Genomic DNA, 16,779 nt, shown 5'->3' on the forward strand with positions numbered 1-16,779 from the left:
TTCCCCGAGGACGTCTGCCGTGCCGTACTCCCCACCGCCGCGCGCCCGCTCGGGGCCGCGGAGAAGAACCCTGCTCGCCGCCCTCACCGGTGCCGCCGCCCTGCTGACGGGCTGCTCGTCCGGGTCCGGCCCCGCCGCACGCGCGGCGTCGGCGGCCACCCGCGCACGCGCGCGTGCGGCGCGCGACAGCACCGAGCTGCTGGCGCAGTACGACGCGGTGCTCGACGCGCACCCGGCGCTCGCGGACCGGCTGTCCCCGCTGCGGGCGGCGGTGGCCGCGCACCGGGACGCCTTCGGCGGGAAGAACGAGCCCAAGGCGAAGAAGTCACCCACACCCGCTCCCACCGCGCCCGCCGACCGAAAGGACGCGCTGGCCTCGCTGGCGTCCGCCGAGCGGACCGTGGCGGACCGGCGCGCGGGAGCGCTGCTGGAGGTGCCCGGTGAGCTGGCGCGGCTGCTGGCGTCGGTGTCGGCCGCCGGGTCCGCGCACGCGTATCTGCTGACGGAGGCGGCGAAGTGAGCGATCAGGCGAAGAAGGCCGAACTGACCGCCCTGCAGGCGGCGTTGGCGGCGGAGCACGCGGCGGTGTACGGCTACGGGGTCGTCGGCGGCCGGATCGGCACGCCCCGGCAGGGCGAGGCGCGGTCCGCGTACGACGCCCACCGCGCGGCCCGCGACACCCTGGCCCGCTCGGTCCGTGACCTGGGCGGTGAACCGGTGGCGGCGAGTCCCGCGTACGCGCTGCCCTTCACGGTGGCGGACTCCCCCGCCGCGCTGCGCCTCGCCGCCGAGCTGGAGGAACGTCTCGCCGGGGTCTACGCCGACCTGGTCCGCGCCTCCACCGGCTCCCGGCGCACCACGGCCACCGCCGCCCTGCGCGAGGCCGCGGTGCGCGCGACCCGCTGGAGCGGCACGGCCCCGGCCTTCCCCGGCCTCGCCGAGCGCACCGACGACACCACGGGCCGGGCCGGAGCGACGGACTCCGCCCCTTCGGCCTCGCCCACCGCCTGACCTCGGCCTCGACGGGCGGCGAGCGGGAAGGGCGTAGCCTTCCCTGGGCCTCTCATCGTGGAGGGGCCCGATGGACGCAGGAGAAGGGGAACGACTCGCGCATGGCTTTCGAACCGCCTCGGCGACTGGTCCGGGCGAGCCGGGAGACCGCGCCGCCCGGTGACGACTGGCTGGCCGGGCTGCCCGAGGCGGCCGAACGGGCCGTCGCACAGCGCGAGTTGACCGTGGACCGGGTGCAGGTGCCGGGCGGCCGCAGCAGTCTGGTGCTGTTGGTGCGGCGCGCGGACGGCAGCCCCGCCGTGCTGAAGCTGGCCCCCTCGCGGGCCCGGCCGGAGAGCGAGCGGGCGGCGCTGGCGCACTGGGGCGGCCTGGGTGCCGTACAGGTGTTGGACGGCGGACCCGAGGACGTGGCGGAGGGCGCGCTGCTGCTGGAGCGGCTGCATCCGGACGTCTCGGTGCGGTCGCTGCCGGAGGCCAAGGCGCTGCTGGAGGCGGCCGGGACGCTGCGCCGCCTGTGGGTGGAGCCGCCCGCCGGTCAGGGCGCGCACCGGTTCGAGACGGTCGCGGAGCGCACCGGCCGGCAGGCCGAGGCGATGGCCGCGAATGCGCTGACGGACCCCGAGGCGGCGCCTCTGGTGGACGCGGCGCTCGCGGTGCGCGAGGAGCTGCTGGCCGGGGCGCCGGACCACCGGCTGCTGCACGGCACGTTCCGGCAGAGCAAGGTGCTCGGCGGGGAGCGGCTGCCGTGGCTCGCGGTGGGTCCGGACCCGGTGGTCGGTGAGTGCGCGTTCGATCTGGCGCGGCTGGTGCGCGACCGGGTGGAGGACCTGATCGCGGTGCCGTCGGGCGCCTCGGTGACCCGGCGCCGGATCAAGCGGCTCGCGGAGTCGCTGGAGGTGGACCAGGAGCGGCTGCGCGGCTGGACGCTGTTCCGGGCCGTGGAGTCCGGGGTGCGGGCCCGTCGGGTGGGCCGGGAACAGGACGCGGACCTGCTGCTGGAGTTCGCCACCTGGCTGTGAGAGCACGAAAGAGCCCGGCCGCGCGGTGCGGCCGGGCTCTTCGCTGTGCCTGATCAGGCGGTGAGGCGGGCGATGGCCTCCTCGACCGTCAGCTCCTCGCGCTCACCGGTCCTGCGGTCCTTCAGCTCCAGCACGCCGTCGGCGGAGCGGCGGCCGGCGACCAGGATCTGCGGGACACCGATCAGCTCGGCGTCGGTGAACTTCACGCCCGGCGAGACCCCGGCCCGGTCGTCGACCAGGACGCGGACGCCCGCGGCGGACAGCTTCTCGGCGACGTCGAGGGCCAGCTCGGTCTGGAGCGCCTTGCCCGCGGCGACCACGTGCACGTCGGCCGGGGCGACCTCCTTGGGCCAGCACAGGCCGTGCTCGTCGGCGGTCTGCTCGGCGAGGGCGGCGACGGCGCGGGAGACGCCGATGCCGTAGGAGCCCATGGTGACGCGGACCGGCTTGCCGTTCTGGCCCAGCACGTCGAGCTTGAGGGCGTCGGCGTACTTGCGGCCGAGCTGGAAGATGTGGCCGATCTCGATGGCACGGTCCAGCTTCAGCCCGGCGCCGCACTTGGGGCAGGGGTCGCCGTCCTGGACGACGACGACGTCCACGTACTCGTCGACCTCGAAGTCACGGCCGGCGACGACGTTCCTGGCGTGCGTGTGCTCCTTGTTGGCGCCGGTGATCCAGTCGGTGCCGGGGGCCACGCGGGGGTCGGCGATGTACTTGACCTTCTCGCCCAGGCCCTGCGGGCCGACGTAGCCGCGCACCAGGTCGGGGCGGCCGACGAAGTCCTCGGCGGTGACCAGCTCGACGGCGGCCGGGGCGAAGTGCTCCTCGACCTTGCCCATGTCGACCTCGCGGTCACCGGGCACGCCCACGGCGACGATCTCGCCGTCCACCTTGACCAGCAGGTTCTTCAGGGTGGCGGAGGCGGGGACGCCGAGGGAGGCGGCGAGGGTCTCGATGGTCGGGGTGTCCGGGGTGGGGATCTCCTCCAGCGCGGGCACGGCCGAGCCGTCGACCGGGGCCAGCTCGTAGTGCACGGCCTCGGTGTTGGCGGCGAAGTCGCAGTCGGGGCAGTCGGCGAAGGTGTCCTCGCCGGCCTCGGCGGGGGCGAGGAACTCCTCCGACTGTGAGCCGCCCATGGCACCGGCGGTGGCCGCGACGATGCGGTAGTCGAGGCCGAGGCGCTCGTAGATCCGCTGGTAGGCGGCGCGGTGCAGGGCGTAGGAGGAGGCCAGGCCCTCGTCCTCGGTGTCGAAGGAGTACGAGTCCTTCATCAGGAACTCGCGGCCGCGCAGGATGCCCGCGCGGGGGCGCGCCTCGTCCCGGAACTTGGACTGGATCTGGTACAGGATCACCGGCAGGTCCTTGTAGGAGGACGCCTGGTCCTTCACCAGCAGGGTGAAGATCTCCTCGTGGGTGGGGCCGAGGAGGTAGTCGCCGCCCTTGCGGTCCTGGAGGCGGAACAGCTCGGCGCCGTACTCGTCCCAGCGGCCGGTGGCCTCGTAGGGCTCGCGCGGCAGCAGGACGGGGAGGACGACCTCCTGGGCGCCGATGGCGTCCATCTCCTCGCGCACGATCCGCTCGACGTTGGCGAGGACCTTGGTGCCCAGCGGCAGCCAGGACCAGATGCCGGCGGCGGTGCGGCGGACGTAACCGGCGCGGACGAGGAGCTTGTGGCTGAGGACCTCGGCGTCCGCCGGGTCGTCGCGCAGCGTCTTCGCCAACAACTTGGACATGCGCTGGACCGGTACGTTCGCCATTTTTCTCGTACTCCTGCCGGAAATGTGGGTGATGGCTAGGAGGTTAGCCGGGGCTCCCGCGCGGGCGGAAATCGGTTAACGGCGGCGCAGCGGCAGGGGGGCGCCCATGACGGCGTAGGGCTTGGGGGCGCTCGGGAAGTGGACCTGGCGGGCGAGGTCGGTGTAGCCGAGGGAGTGGTACAGGCCGCGGGCGGGGCTGTCGGTGTCGATGGCGGAGAGGATGGAGCGGGGTTCGGCCGCGCTGTCGGTGATGCGGGTGATCAGGTGGCGGCCGATGCCCCGGTTCTGGTGGCCCGGGTGGACGTGCAGCTCGGTGATGACGAAGGACTCGTCGAGCCAGCCGTCGTTGCCCTGGGCGCGCAGGTAGGGCTCCACGATGGTGGACCACCAGTGGGCGCGGGAGTTGGGCATGCCGTAGACGAAGCCGATCAGCGCGCCCCGGCTGGTGGCACCGAGGGCGCGGGCGCCGGGCATGCCCATGTGGCGCTGGACGATCTGGCGGCGTACGGCGATCTCGTCCGGGCCGAGGCCGAAGGCCAGGGCCTGCACGGCGAGGGCCTCGTCGACGTGCGCTACGAGGTCCAGGGTGCCGATCACGAGGTCCATGCCGGGAGCGTACAGGGGGCCCGGCGGCGCCCATCTCAGAAGAGGATGCTCATGAACGCGCCGACCTCCTGGAAGCCGACCTTCTGGTAGGTCCGGCGGGCGGCGGTGTTGAAGTCGTTGACGTAGAGGCTGGCCACGGGGGCGATGTCGGCGAGGGCGTAGCGCAGCACGGCGGCCATGCCGGGGGCGGCGAGGCCCTTGCCCCGGTACTCGGGGGCGACCCAGACGCCCTGGATCTGGCAGGCGTGGGTGGTGGCGGCGCCGATCTCGGCCTTGAAGACGACGTTGCCGTGCCGGTCGAGGCGGGCGAAGGAGCGGCCGGCGCCGACGAGTTCGGCGACGCGGGCCTGGTAGAGGAGTCCGCCGTCACCGGCCATCGGGGAGATGCCGACCTCCTCGGTGAACATGGCCACGCACGCGGGCATGATCGTGTCCATCTCGTCCTTGCGGACGCGGCGGACGTAGGGGTCGGGGGTGACGTCGGCCGGCATGTGGTCGGTGACCATGAGGGGCTGGCGGGTCCGGACCTCGCGGGCGGGGCCCCAGTGGGGTTCCAGCAGGCGCCACAGCTCGGTGGTGGCCTCGGCGGGGCCGACGATGGAGGAGCAGCGGCGGCCGGCCCGGCGGGCGCGGTCGGCGAAGGCGCGGACGGCGCGGGGGGTGGCGCAGACGGGGACGAGGTTGGCTCCCGCGTAGCACAGGGACGTGAGCATGCCGTCCTCGTACCAGCCCCACATCTCGCCGCCGAGGCGCCAGGGGTCGAGGCCGGCGACCTGGACGCGGGCGGTCACGAAGGCGTTGGCGACGGGCTCGCGGTCCAGGACGGCGAGCGCTGCGTCGAGGTCGCTCGGTTCGAGCACCCGTGAGGTGGTCTGGGTCAACACGTGCGGGGCCTCACCCTGGGGGTTCTGCTTTGGTCCCCGCACTATAGCTGCGCGGCTCCGGGGGCGCGCTCTTGAGCTCGGGTGCCTTGTGCTCGCCGGCGGGTGCGGGTTCGTCCTGGCTGGTCGCGCAGGTTCCCCGCGCCCCTGGAGGGGGAAGTGGGCCGGGGCCCGCCTCCCCCTCCAGGGCATGGGACTTCTCAGCCCGCGACCGCCACCGTCGGCTCGCCCGAGGTGATGCCGTCCGCTTCCATCTGCTCGGCGAGCTTCATGGCTTCTTCGATGAGGGTCTCCACGATCTTCGACTCCGGGACGGTCTTGATGACCTCGCCCTTCACGAAGATCTGACCCTTGCCGTTACCGGACGCCACACCGAGGTCCGCCTCACGAGCCTCACCCGGACCGTTCACCACACAGCCCATGACCGCGACCCGCAGCGGAACCTCCATACCGGTCAGACCCGCCGTGACCTCCTCGGCCAGCTTGTAGACGTCCACCTGGGCCCGACCACACGACGGGCAGGAGACGATCTCCAGACCCCGCTGCTTCAGGTTCAGCGACTCCAGGATCTGCAGACCGACCTTGACCTCCTCCACCGGAGGAGCCGACAGCGAGACCCGGATGGTGTCGCCGATGCCCTCCGACAGCAGGGCGCCGAACGCCACGGCCGACTTGATCGTGCCCTGGAACGCCGGACCCGCCTCCGTCACACCCAGGTGCAGCGGGTAGTCGCACTGGGCCGCGAGCTGCCGGTACGCCTCGATCATCACGACCGGGTCGTTGTGCTTCACCGAGATCTTGATGTCCCGGAAATCATGCTCCTCGAAGAGCGACGCCTCCCAGAGGGCCGACTCGACCAGGGCCTCCGGGGTCGCCTTGCCGTACTTCTGCAGCAGACGGCGGTCCAGCGAACCCGCGTTCACCCCGATCCGGATCGGGGTGCCGTGCTCCTTCGCCGCCTTCGCGATCTCACGGACCTTGTCGTCGAACTGCTTGATGTTGCCCGGATTCACCCGGACCGCCGCGCAGCCCGCCTCGATCGCCGCGAACACGTACTTCGGCTGGAAGTGAATATCGGCGATCACCGGGATCTGCGACTTCCGCGCGATCGTCGACAACGCGTCCGCGTCATCCTGCGTCGGACACGCCACCCGCACGATCTGACAACCCGACGCCGTCAGCTCCGCGATCTGCTGCAACGTCGCACCGATGTCCGACGTACGCGTCGTCGTCATCGACTGCACCGAGACGGGGGCGTCTCCGCCGACCGGAACGGTGCCGACCTGGATCTGCCGGCTCTTGCGGCGCTCGGCGATCTTGGTCGGTACGGACGGCATGCCGAGAGAAATCGCAGTCATCTGCTGTGCAACCCCAAGTCGTGGATCAAGATCCGGTCCCGTGAACGGCGGGCTCCAGGCTTCGAGATTACGACACGGCACTGTCCGCCAGCACATCCCACCCGGCAAACCCACCCAATGGATGGCGGCCCGGAACACCGGGTTCCGGGCCGCTTCACCTGTCGGACGCGTGGCTAGGAGATCCGTACCGGGTTGACCACGTCCGCGATCAGCACGAGCACCGTGAAGCAGACGAAGATCCCTGCCACCACGTAGGCGACCGGCATGAGCTTCGCCACGTCGAACGGGCCGGGGTCGGGCCGCCGCAGCAGACGGGCCACCTGGCGCCGCAGCGACTCCCACAGGGCGCCCGCGATGTGCCCGCCGTCGAGCGGGAGCAGCGGGAGCATGTTGAACAGGAACAGCGAGAGGTTGAACCCGGCGACCACGAAGACGGCCATGGCCACCTGCTGGGAGGCGGGGATGTCCAGCGTGGCGATCTCACCGGTGACGCGGGCGGCGCCGACGATGCCCATCGGGGAGTCCGGCTCGCGCGGCCCGTCGCCGAAGGCGGCGTTCCACAGCGCCGGGATCTTGCCGGGCAGGTCGACGAGGGACTCCACCGCGTTGCCGACCTGGTCACCCATCCAGACCACGGAGTCGCCGAAGTCGAGCTTGACGACGCCGCGCGCCGGGCTGAAGCCGAGGAATCCGGCCGTGACGTACTGGCCCTGGACGTAGTTGCCGCTGGAGTCCTTCTTCGCCACCTGGTTGCTGGCGATGGTGGCGTGGAGGGTCAGCTCCTTGCCGCCCCGCTCGACCACGATCGGGACGTCACGTCCGGCGCTGTCGCGGATGAGGTCCGACAGCGTGTTCCACTTCTCGGTCGGCTTGCCGTCGAAGGAGACGATCTTGTCGCCGCCCTTGATCCCGGCCGCGGCGGCCGGAGAGGCAGGGTCGGACTTCTTGCAGTCGTCGCGGTGCTGGCTCTGCGCGATGACGCAGGCCGAGACCGAGGAGACGGTGTTGGTCTCCTGCTGGATGCCGAAGCCCATCAGCACGGAGAGGAAGAGCCCGACCGCCAGGATCAGGTTCATGAAGGGGCCCGCGAACATGACGATGACGCGCTTCCACGGCTTGCGCGTGTAGAACATGCGCGTCTCGTCGCCGGGCTTCAGCTCCTCGTACGCCGCCGAGCGGGCGTCCTCGATCATGCCGCGCCACGGGGAGGTGGAGCGGGCCGAGACCCGGCCGGCGTCGTCCGGCGGGAACATGCCGATCATGCGGATGTAGCCGCCGAGCGGGACGGCCTTGATGCCGTACTCGGTCTCGCCCTTGTGCCGCGACCAGATGGTCGGGCCGAATCCGACCATGTACTGCGGGACGCGGATGCCGAAGAGCTTGGCCGTCGACAGGTGCCCCAGCTCGTGCCAGGCGATCGAGACGAGCAGGCCGACCGCGAAGACCACTATGCCGAGGATGAACATCAAGGTCGTCATGCACGCGCCTCCGCGGTTGCCGTCCGGTTGGTCAGTTCGCGGGCCCTGGCCCGGGCCCAGGTCTCCGCTTCGAGGACGTCCGACACCGTGAGCGAAGTTCCCGTGACCGGGGTGCCGTGTTCCTCGACCACCCGGATGACGGTCTCCATGATCCCGTTGAAGGGCAGAGCGCCGCCCAGGAAGGCTTCGACGCACTCCTCGTTGGCCGCATTGAACACCGCCGGGGCGGTGCCCGCGAGCCGGCCCACGTGCCGGGCGAGGTTCACCGAGGGGAAGGCGTCGTCGTCCAGCGGGAAGAACTCCCAGGTGGACGCCTTGCTCCAGTCGAAGGCCGGGGCGGCGTCCGGGACGCGCTCGGGCCAGCCCAGGCCGATGGCGATCGGCCCACCCATGTCGGGGGGCGTCGCCTGGGCGATCGTGGAACCGTCGGTGAACTCGACCATCGAGTGGACATACGACTGGGGATGCACGACCACCTCAATGCGGTCGAAGGGAATGTCGTAGAGCAGGTGCGCCTCGATGACCTCCAGACCCTTGTTGACCAGGGTCGCGGAGTTGACCGTGATCACCGGGCCCATCGCCCAGGTGGGGTGCGCGAGGGCGTCGGAGACCTTGACGTCCGCCAGCTCGGCCTTGGTGCGGCCGCGGAAGGGGCCGCCGGAGGCGGTGACGACCAGCTTGCGCACGTCGGCGCGGTTGCCGGAGGCGAGGGCCTGGAAGAGGGCCGCGTGCTCGGAGTCGACCGGGATGATCTGGCCGGGCTTGGCCAGCGCCTTGACCAGCGGGCCGCCCACGATCAGCGACTCCTTGTTGGCGAGCGCCAGGGTGCGGCCCGCCTCCAGGGCGGCCAGCGTCGGCGCGAGGCCGATGGAGCCGGTGATGCCGTTCAGGACGGTGTGGCAGTCGGAAGCGGCGACCTGGGCGGCGGCGTCCGGGCCCACCAGGATCTCCGGGAGCGGCTCGCCGCCGTACTGCCCGGCCAGGGCCTCGCGCAGCGCCGGTGCCGCGTCCTCACGGGCGACCGCGACGGTGCGTACCCCGAGCTTGCGCGCCTGCTCGGCGAGGAGGTCCACCCGGCCGCCGTTCGCGGAGAGGGCGGTGACCCTGAAGCGGTCGGGGTTGCGCAGCACGAGGTCGATGGCCTGGGTGCCGATGGACCCGGTGGAGCCGAGGATCACCACGTCCTTCGGGCCGTCGCCCGCGACGGGGTCGTACACGAGGTGCGGGTCGGCGAGCGGGGCGGGGCTGGCGAGGCTGTCGGTCATCCCTCCATTGTGGCCGCACGCGGGGACCGTCAGGACCGCGCGTCCCTCGGTCGGGTGGCCGGGCCGGGGACTCGGTGCGCTGCGAGGTTTCTCCCTTTGTGAATCTGGGGTGAAGATCCTGTGATAACAATTCAGTTGAACGGGTGAACTTCATTCCCGTGCAACGCCTTTGTGAACGACATCCTTGGGGGGATCTCTTCGTGCGTACCGTGCGCCTTCGCGCCGCCCTGCCCGCCCTCGCCGGCGCGGCCCTGCTGACCGGCACCCTGCTGAGCACCCCGGCCCAGGCGGCCGGAAGTGTCCAGATCCACCGGGTCTACTTCGACAGCCCCGGCACGGACACCCGCTCCAACTCCAGCCTGAACGGCGAGTGGGTGCAGCTCAAGAACACGAGCCGCTCGGCCGTCTCGCTGAAGGGGTGGATCCTCAAGGACACCTCGAACCACAAGTACTCGTTCCCGAACGTCAAGATCGGCGCCGGGAAGTACATGAAGATCCACACCGGGAGCGGCTCGGACACCGGCTCGGACAAGTACCAGGGCCGCCGTGCCTACGTCTGGAACAACACCAGCGACACGGCGACCCTGACCAAGTCGAACGGCTCCAAGGTCGACACCTGCTCGTGGACGACCCGGAACGGCAGCGACAAGTACTGCTAGCGGCTAACCGCCGTAGGGGCGGCGGGCGTTGACGTGCTCGCTCGCCCCTGGGGTGGCGTCCGCGATCCACGCGCCGTCGCCCGAGGGGTCGAGGATGCCCTCCTCCAGCCACTCGTAGGCCCCGCCGAGGACGCCCTTGACCACCTTGCGGTCGACACCGTCGGTGTTGTGCCACAGGCGGGCGAAGAGCTCGTCGACACGGACGCGGGCCTGGCGGCAGAAGGCGTCGGCGAGCTGGTACGCCTCGCGGCCGTGCTCGCCCTCCCGCCGCAGCCGCTCGGCCCGTACACAGGCCGCGCTCATGGCGAACAGCTCCGCGCCGATGTCCACGATCCGGCCGAGGAAGCCCTGCTTGGTCTCCATCCGGCCCTGCCATCGGGACATGCCGTAGAAGGTGGCGCGGGCCAGCTTGCGGGCGTGGCGCTCGACGAAGCGCAGGTGCCCGGACAGGTCGACGCCGTGCTTGAACTCGGCGTACGAGGACGGGAGCTGCCCCGGACCCGCGACCAGCTTCGGCAGCCACTTGGCGTAGAAGGCGCCCGCTCCCGCACCGGCTCTCGCCTTGTCCTGGAGGGACTTGTCGGGGTCGATGAGGTCACCGGCGACCGAGAGGTGGGCGTCGACGGCCTCGCGCGCGATCAGCAGGTGCATGATCTCGGTGGAGCCCTCGAAGATGCGGTTGATGCGCAGGTCCCGCAGCATCTGCTCGGCCGGCACCGCCCGCTCGCCGCGTGCCCCGAGCGACTCGGCGGTCTCGTAGCCGCGGCCGCCCCGGATCTGGACCAGCTCGTCGGCCATCAGCCAGGACATCTCCGAGCCGTACAGCTTGGCGAGGGCGGCCTCGATGCGGATGTCGTTGCGGTCCTCGTCGGCCATCTGGGAGGCGAGGTCGACGACGGCCTCCAGCGCGAACGTGGTCGCCGCGATGAAGCTGATCTTGGAGCCGACGGCCTCGTGGAGCGCGACCGGCTTGCCCCACTGCTCGCGCTCGGCGGCCCACTCACGGGCGATCTTCAGGCACCACTTGCCCGCGCCCGCGCACATCGCGGGCAGGGACAGCCGGCCGGTGTTGAGGGTGGTGAGCGCGATCTTCAGGCCCGCGCCCTCGGGGCCGATCCGGTTGGCGGCCGGGACCCGCACCCGGTGGAAGCGGGTGACGCCGTTCTCGATGCCGCGCAGACCCATGAAGGCGTTGCGGTTCTCGACGGTGATCCCCTCGGCGTCGGCCTCCACCACGAACGCGGTGATGCCGCCGGGGTGCCCCTCCGACTTCGGCACCCGCGCCATGACCACGAGGAGGTCGGCGACGACGCCGTTGGTGGTCCACAGCTTCACGCCGTCCAGGACGTATTCGTCGCCCTCCGGGACGGCCGAGGTGGCCAGGCGCGCCGGGTCCGAGCCGACGTCCGGCTCGGTGAGCAGGAAGGCGGAGATGTCGGTGGTGGCGCAGCGGGGCAGGAAGGCGTCCTTCTGCTCCTGGGTGCCGAAGATCTTCAGCGGCTGCGGTACGCCGATCGACTGGTGGGCGGAGAGCAGTGCGCCGACGGCGGGGCTGACCGAGCCGACCAGGGCGAGGGCCTTGTTGTAGTAGAGCTGGGAGAGGCCGAGGCCGCCGTACTTGGTGTCGATCTTCATCCCGAGGGCGCCGAGCCGCTTCAGGCCGGCCACGACCTCGTCGGGGATGCGGGCCTCGCGCTCGATGCGGGCCGCGTCGATCTCCGTCTCGCAGAAGGCGCGCAGCTCGGCGAGGAAGGCCTCACCGCGCCGGACGCTCTCGGCGTCGGGGAGCGGGTGGGGGTGGATGAGGTCGAGCCGGAAGCGCCCGAGGAACAGCTCCTTGGCGAAGCTCGGCTTGCGCCAGTTCTGCTCCCGGGCGGCCTCCGCCACCTGTCGGGCCTCGCGCTCGGAGACGGTGGTGCGTTGAGTGGTGGGGGCGGACATGAGGCTCACCTCGCCGCGAAGAGGGATGTTGGCGGACCGTGGGTAACCGACCCGTTGCTACTGGATCGTTGGTACCTGAATCGGGCGCACCCCACCACCCCTTGCGCGTCCGTTCAGGTGAACGGACGCGGCAGGGGGAACCGGCGGCTCAGGCGGTCTCGAGGGACGGGACCAGGGGCTTCGAGCCCTCGGCGGGGCCGTCCTGGGCGGCGGCCGGGGGGTTCCGGCGGCCGGCGACGGCGTACGCGACGCCGACCAGCAGTCCGCCGCCGACGAGGTTGCCGAGGCCGACCAGGAGGAGGTTGTGGCCGAAGGCGGCGAGGGTGTCGTGGGGGACGTGCTCGAAGAGGCCGAGCGAGAAGGTCGTCATGTTGGCGACGACGTGCTCGAAGCCGGAGGCGACGAAGGCCAGGATGCCCGCGAAGATCAGCATGATCTTGGCGGCGTCGGAGCGGGTGCGCATGCCCATCCACACGGTCAGGCAGACCAGGAAGTTGCAGAGCACACCGCGGAAGAACATCGCCTCGCCACTCTCGGCCATCTTGGCGTTGAGCATGCCGGTCAGGCCGGCCAGACCGGGGGCGGGAGCTCCGGGCGCGGACACGACGTCCAGCACCCCGGCGGCGTGCACCAGCCAGGCGAGGGCGACCGAGCCGACCAGGTTGCCGACGAAGGAGCCGACGATCACGGCGAGCGCGACGAGCGGCGAGAAGGCCCGGCGGACCGCGCCCTGGACCATCGTCATCATGTTGCTGGTGGCCAGCTCGCCACCGGCGAAGATCACCAGCGTCAGCGCGACACCGAAGACCAGGCCCTGGATCAGCCTGACCCAGGGAGAGTGCGCGAGGCTGAGCGGGCCGGACACCATGACCATCAGGACGACGCCCATGCCGATGAAGGCCCCGGCGAGCGCCGAGAGCACCAGGTAGCGGCCGGGGGAACGGAGCAGCTTCGCCTTGCTCCGGGCGCTGGCGACCTGGTCGTCCAGGGCGTCTTCAATGGGTATCGGCACGGTGCCCTCTCACTTTCCGCGAATGTCCGCTCTATGCGGGTGGAAGTGTGCTCCTCCGTGCGCGAAAAAGTCAAAAGCGCAATCAATCGCTCGATAGGCAGTGTTTATCGGACTTAAGAGGTCAAACCTATCGCGCGATCGGCCGTGCTTATCACCTGAGGAAAAGAGAACGGCCGGAGCCCCCGCACAGCGGGCTCCGGCCGTTCCGTGTGACCTGTCCGTGGCAGGTCAGAGTGCGAGGCCCGTGAGGACCAGGACGCGCTCGTAGGTGTAGTCGTCCATCGCGGAGCGCACGCCCTCGCGGCCCACGCCGGACTGCTTGACGCCGCCGTACGGCATCTGGTCGGCACGGTAGGACGGGACGTCGCCGATGACGACACCGCCGACCTCCAGCGCGCGGTGAGCGCGGAAGGCGGTCTGCAGGTCGTGGGTGAACACACCTGCCTGGAGGCCGTACTTGGAGTCGTTGACCGCGGCGAACGCCTCGGCCTCGCCGTCGACCTTCGTGACGGTGAGGACCGGTCCGAAGACCTCCTCGGTGGCGAGGGTGGCGCCCGCGGGCACGTCGGTGAGGACGGTCGGCGCGTAGGTGGCGCCGTCGCGCTCGCCGCCGGTGAGCAGGGTGGCGCCCAGCTCGACGGCCTCGTTCACCCAGGACTCGACGCGCTGCGCGGCGGCCTCGCTGACCAGCGGGCCGACCTCGGTCTTGTCGTCGGCCGGGTCACCGGTGACCTGGGCCTCGACGGCGGCCACGATGCGCGGCAGCAGCCGCTCGTACACCGCGCCGTCGACGATCACGCGCTGCACCGAGATGCAGGACTGGCCGCCCTGGTAGTTGGAGAAGGTGGCGATGCGGGTCGCGGCCCAGTCCAGGTCGGCGTCGCTCGCCCAGTCGCCGAGGACGACGGCCGCGCCGTTGCCGCCCAGCTCCAGCGTGCAGTGCTTGCGCGGCACCGAGTCCATGATCGCGTAGCCGACCTGCTCGGAGCCGGTGAAGGAGATCACCGGGAGCCGCTCGTCCTGGACCAGCGCGGGCATCTTGTCGTTGGCGACCGGCAGGACGCTCCAGGACCCGGCGGGCAGGTCGGTCTCGGCCAGCAGCTCGCCGATGACCAGGCCGGACAGCGGGGTGGCCGGGGCGGGCTTGAGGATGATCGGGACACCGGCGGCGATGGCCGGGGCGACCTTGTGGGCGCACAGGTTCAGCGGGAAGTTGAACGGCGCGATGCCGAGGACGACGCCCTTGGGGAAGCGGCGGATCAGCGCCATGCGTCCCTGGCCGCCCGCGTCGGTGTCGAGCCGCTGGGCCTCGCCGCCGTTGAACCGGCGGGCCTCCTCGGCCGCGAGCTTGAAGACGGAGACGGCACGGCCGACCTCGCCGCGGGCCCACTTGATCGGCTTGCCGTTCTCGCCGGAGATGAGCTGGGCGATCTCCTCGGTGCGCTCGGTCAGCCGCGTGGCGACGTGGTCGAGGGCGGCGGCGCGGACGTGCGCGGGGACGGCGGCGAACTCGTCGCGCACGGCGTACGCGGCGGCCACGGCCTCCTCGACCTGGGCGTCGCTGGGCACGCTCGCCCGGCCGACGACACGGCCGTCCCACGGAGAGGTGACGTCGAAGCTGTCCTCGCCGGTGGCCTGGCGGCCGGCCAGCCAGAAGGCGTGGGTGGAGGTCATGTGCGGGTCCGGCCCTTCCGCGTCGGGGGGGTGTGCTTTGCGTGATCCACGGTAGGGCGGGCGCGCTCGGCGGTCGCTTGTCCGAGTCGTACGGAAACGGGCGGGGGATGCTCCGGTTCGGCGTGGTCGGCGGCGGGCGGGGGGCGGCTACTCCGCCGGGGTGGCCTTCAGCGGGCCGGGGGGGGGCCGGCTACTCCGCCGAGGTGGCCTTCAGTGGGCGGGGGGGGCCGGCTACTCCGCCGAGGTGGCCTTCAGTGCCAGCCACAGCTCCATCCGGACGTCCGGGTCGTCCAGCGAGCGGCCGAGGATCTCCTCGACCCGGCGCATCCGGTAGCGCAGGGTGTGCCGGTGCACGCCGAGGTCGGCGGCTGCCGCGTCCCACTGCCCGTGCCGGGACAGCCACGCCCGCAGCGAGGCGACCAGGTCGCCGCGCCCGGTCGCGTCGTGGTCGCGCAGCGCCCGCAGCAGGCCGTCCGCGAACGCCCGTACCGCGTCGTCGGCCAGGAGCGGCAGCACCGAGCCCGCGGCGACGTGCTCGTGCTCGACCATGGCCCGGCCGCGCCGCCGGGCCACCGACAGCGCCTGCTCGGCCTGCCGGTAGGCGGAGGCGGCCGCGATCGGGCCCGCGGGGGCCGAGAGGCCGACGACGAGTCCGCCGTCCTCGCCGCCCGAGGACTCCGGCACGAGCCGGGCCGCCTCCAGCGCGCCCGCGTACGCCGTGCACGCGGCGACGGCCGCGCCGCCGTCGGTGGCGAGCACCACCAGCCGCTCGCGCTCCGGCACGACCAGCACGGATTCACCGGAGCGGGCGGCGGCGGACTCGGCGGCCTCCGCGAGCCCGCCGAGCGGCTCGCCGTCCGTCCCCGGGGGCGCGGACTCGGCGACGAGGACCCGGAAGGGCGCGTCCAGCAGCCCGCCGTACAGATCTCCGGCGACCGTGCGGGCGTGGTCGGGCTCGCCGGCCAGCAGCATGCGCAGCACCGCCGCGCCGACCCGCCCTTCGGCGGCCTGCAGCGAGCGGGAGCGCTCGGTGGTGAGGGTGAGCAGGGCGATCGCGGAGTGCACGGCGTAGCGCTCGGCGGTGCCGGGGGCGGCTGCGGTGCCGACGGCGAGCGCGGCGCGGGGGCGGCGGCCGGTGCCGAGGGAGTGCAGTTCGATCCGGTCCTCGGTGTCGGGGGCGGCGACCACCGAAGAGGCGGGGGCGGGCCGTTCGCGCAGCCGCTCGACCTCCGCGGTGAGCCGGGCGGCCCGGCGGCCGGCCCACTCGGGCGCGGCGGCGACGACGGCGCCGGACGCGTCGTACAGCGCGGCCCAGCCGTCGACCTGGGCGGCGAGGGCGGCGAGCAGGCCCTCGGGGCCGGTGGTCAGCGCCTGCCGGGTCAGTTCGCGCTGGGCGGCGAAGCCCGCGGTGACGGCCCGGTACTGGTCGGCGGCGATGGCGGCCGAGACCGCCTTGCTGATGGCGAGGAAGGGGGTGCGCCGGGGCACCTCCAGCAGGGGCAGCCCCTCCTGCCGGGCCGCCCCGACCAGCGCCTCGGGGATGTCGTCGTAGTTCACGCCCACCGCGAAGCCGAGGCCGACGACTCCCGCGCCGGCCAGCCGCTTCACGTACCGCCGCATCGCCTCGGGGTCCTCCGCGTCCAGCTTGAGCGCGGTGATGAGCAGCAGCTCCCCGCCCTCCATGTACGGCACGGGGTCGGCCAGCTCGCTGACGTGCGCCCAGCGGACGGGCACGTCGAGCCGGTCCTCGCCCGCGCGGACGGTGAGCTTGAGCGCGGAGTGGTGGACGAGCGAGGCGAGCGTCGGCGGCATGGGACCTTCAGGTCGGGACGGCCGGCGCACCATCGCGCCGTCCGGGGGCGGTGATCTCTTGGCCGCCGCGTATGAACGGCCCACCCTGATTCTGCCTCACCGTACGATGGCGGGCCGCCGCTCCGGCCGACCGGCACGGTTCGCTCGGCGAAGGTGCCGCACTCGGCGGGCGCGGGTGGGGATCGGCTCGGGGTGCGCGGGGCCGGACGGTGATCGGCGCACCTGACCGCACAGGCGCCGCTCGGCGTGGGACGGCCCTGCGGCGCCCCGGCTGGGCCGCCGCTCGACGAGCGCCGCCGCGGCCGC

The 16,779-nt window shown here is 72.3% G+C and carries 14 protein-coding genes; 4 read left to right on the forward strand and 10 right to left on the reverse strand.

What is annotated here, in order from left to right; genetic code table 11:
• The first annotated feature begins 19 nt into the window (after positions 1–19).
• From HEK131_RS23215 to HEK131_RS23225, 3 genes are all read left to right on the forward strand, one after another.
• The gene (locus HEK131_RS23215; RefSeq protein WP_244336887.1) at positions 20–520 is read left to right on the forward strand and encodes a hypothetical protein; all 501 of its coding nucleotides are present in this window, start codon (positions 20–22) and stop codon (positions 518–520) included.
• The gene (locus tag HEK131_RS23220) at positions 517–1,011 is read left to right on the forward strand and encodes a ferritin-like domain-containing protein (RefSeq protein ID WP_244336888.1); all 495 of its coding nucleotides are present in this window, start codon (positions 517–519) and stop codon (positions 1,009–1,011) included. Before HEK131_RS23215 ends, HEK131_RS23220 begins: the two co-directional genes overlap by 4 nt.
• 101 nt (positions 1,012–1,112) lie before the next feature.
• Positions 1,113–2,030, forward strand: coding sequence for an aminoglycoside phosphotransferase family protein (locus HEK131_RS23225; protein ID WP_244336889.1), 918 nt, complete (start codon positions 1,113–1,115; stop codon positions 2,028–2,030).
• Between the two features lie 53 nt (positions 2,031–2,083).
• Here the strand turns inward: HEK131_RS23225 and HEK131_RS23230 are convergent, their stop codons facing one another.
• From HEK131_RS23230 to dxr, 6 genes are all read right to left on the reverse strand, one after another.
• Entirely contained in the window at positions 2,084–3,787 is a 1,704-nt protein-coding gene (locus HEK131_RS23230) for a proline--tRNA ligase (protein WP_244336890.1), read from the reverse strand.
• 75 nt (positions 3,788–3,862) lie between these two features.
• Positions 3,863–4,393 (reverse strand): GNAT family N-acetyltransferase, encoded by a 531-nt coding sequence (locus tag HEK131_RS23235; RefSeq protein ID WP_244336891.1) that lies wholly within the window; start codon positions 4,391–4,393, stop codon positions 3,863–3,865.
• Positions 4,394–4,428: 35 nt separating this feature from the next.
• Positions 4,429–5,277 carry a GNAT family N-acetyltransferase gene (locus HEK131_RS23240; protein WP_217463349.1) on the reverse strand — a complete coding sequence of 283 codons (849 nt, stop codon included), beginning with the start codon at positions 5,275–5,277 and terminating at the stop codon, positions 4,429–4,431.
• 197 nt (positions 5,278–5,474) lie between these two features.
• Entirely contained in the window at positions 5,475–6,632 is a 1,158-nt protein-coding gene (gene ispG, locus HEK131_RS23245) for a flavodoxin-dependent (E)-4-hydroxy-3-methylbut-2-enyl-diphosphate synthase (protein ID WP_244336892.1), read from the reverse strand.
• A gap of 173 nt (positions 6,633–6,805) precedes the next feature.
• On the reverse strand, positions 6,806–8,110 hold the full coding sequence (locus HEK131_RS23250) for a M50 family metallopeptidase (protein ID WP_217464854.1): 1,305 nt from the start codon (positions 8,108–8,110) through the stop codon (positions 6,806–6,808).
• On the reverse strand, positions 8,107–9,375 hold the full coding sequence (gene dxr / locus HEK131_RS23255; protein WP_244336893.1) for a 1-deoxy-D-xylulose-5-phosphate reductoisomerase: 1,269 nt from the start codon (positions 9,373–9,375) through the stop codon (positions 8,107–8,109). Before dxr ends, HEK131_RS23250 begins: the two co-directional genes overlap by 4 nt.
• Before the next feature lie 200 nt (positions 9,376–9,575).
• Here dxr and HEK131_RS23260 point away from each other — a divergent pair, with 200 nt between their 5' ends.
• On the forward strand, positions 9,576–10,034 hold the full coding sequence (locus tag HEK131_RS23260) for a lamin tail domain-containing protein (RefSeq protein WP_244336894.1): 459 nt from the start codon (positions 9,576–9,578) through the stop codon (positions 10,032–10,034).
• Positions 10,035–10,037: 3 nt separating this feature from the next.
• Here HEK131_RS23260 and HEK131_RS23265 read toward each other — a convergent pair whose 3' ends face one another.
• From HEK131_RS23265 to HEK131_RS23280, 4 genes are all read right to left on the reverse strand, one after another.
• Positions 10,038–11,975 carry an acyl-CoA dehydrogenase family protein gene (locus tag HEK131_RS23265; protein WP_244336895.1) on the reverse strand — a complete coding sequence of 646 codons (1,938 nt, stop codon included), beginning with the start codon at positions 11,973–11,975 and terminating at the stop codon, positions 10,038–10,040.
• 148 nt (positions 11,976–12,123) lie between these two features.
• Positions 12,124–12,987, reverse strand: coding sequence for a formate/nitrite transporter family protein (locus HEK131_RS23270; protein ID WP_244336896.1), 864 nt, complete (start codon positions 12,985–12,987; stop codon positions 12,124–12,126).
• Between the two features lie 228 nt (positions 12,988–13,215).
• Positions 13,216–14,661 carry an aldehyde dehydrogenase family protein gene (locus HEK131_RS23275; protein ID WP_244336897.1) on the reverse strand — a complete coding sequence of 482 codons (1,446 nt, stop codon included), beginning with the start codon at positions 14,659–14,661 and terminating at the stop codon, positions 13,216–13,218.
• Between the two features lie 231 nt (positions 14,662–14,892).
• Positions 14,893–16,473 (reverse strand): PucR family transcriptional regulator, encoded by a 1,581-nt coding sequence (locus tag HEK131_RS23280; RefSeq protein WP_217464848.1) that lies wholly within the window; start codon positions 16,471–16,473, stop codon positions 14,893–14,895.
• Positions 16,474–16,779 lie beyond the last annotated feature (306 nt).

The organism is Streptomyces seoulensis, from assembly GCF_022846655.1.
Taxonomy (GTDB): domain Bacteria; phylum Actinomycetota; class Actinomycetes; order Streptomycetales; family Streptomycetaceae; genus Streptomyces.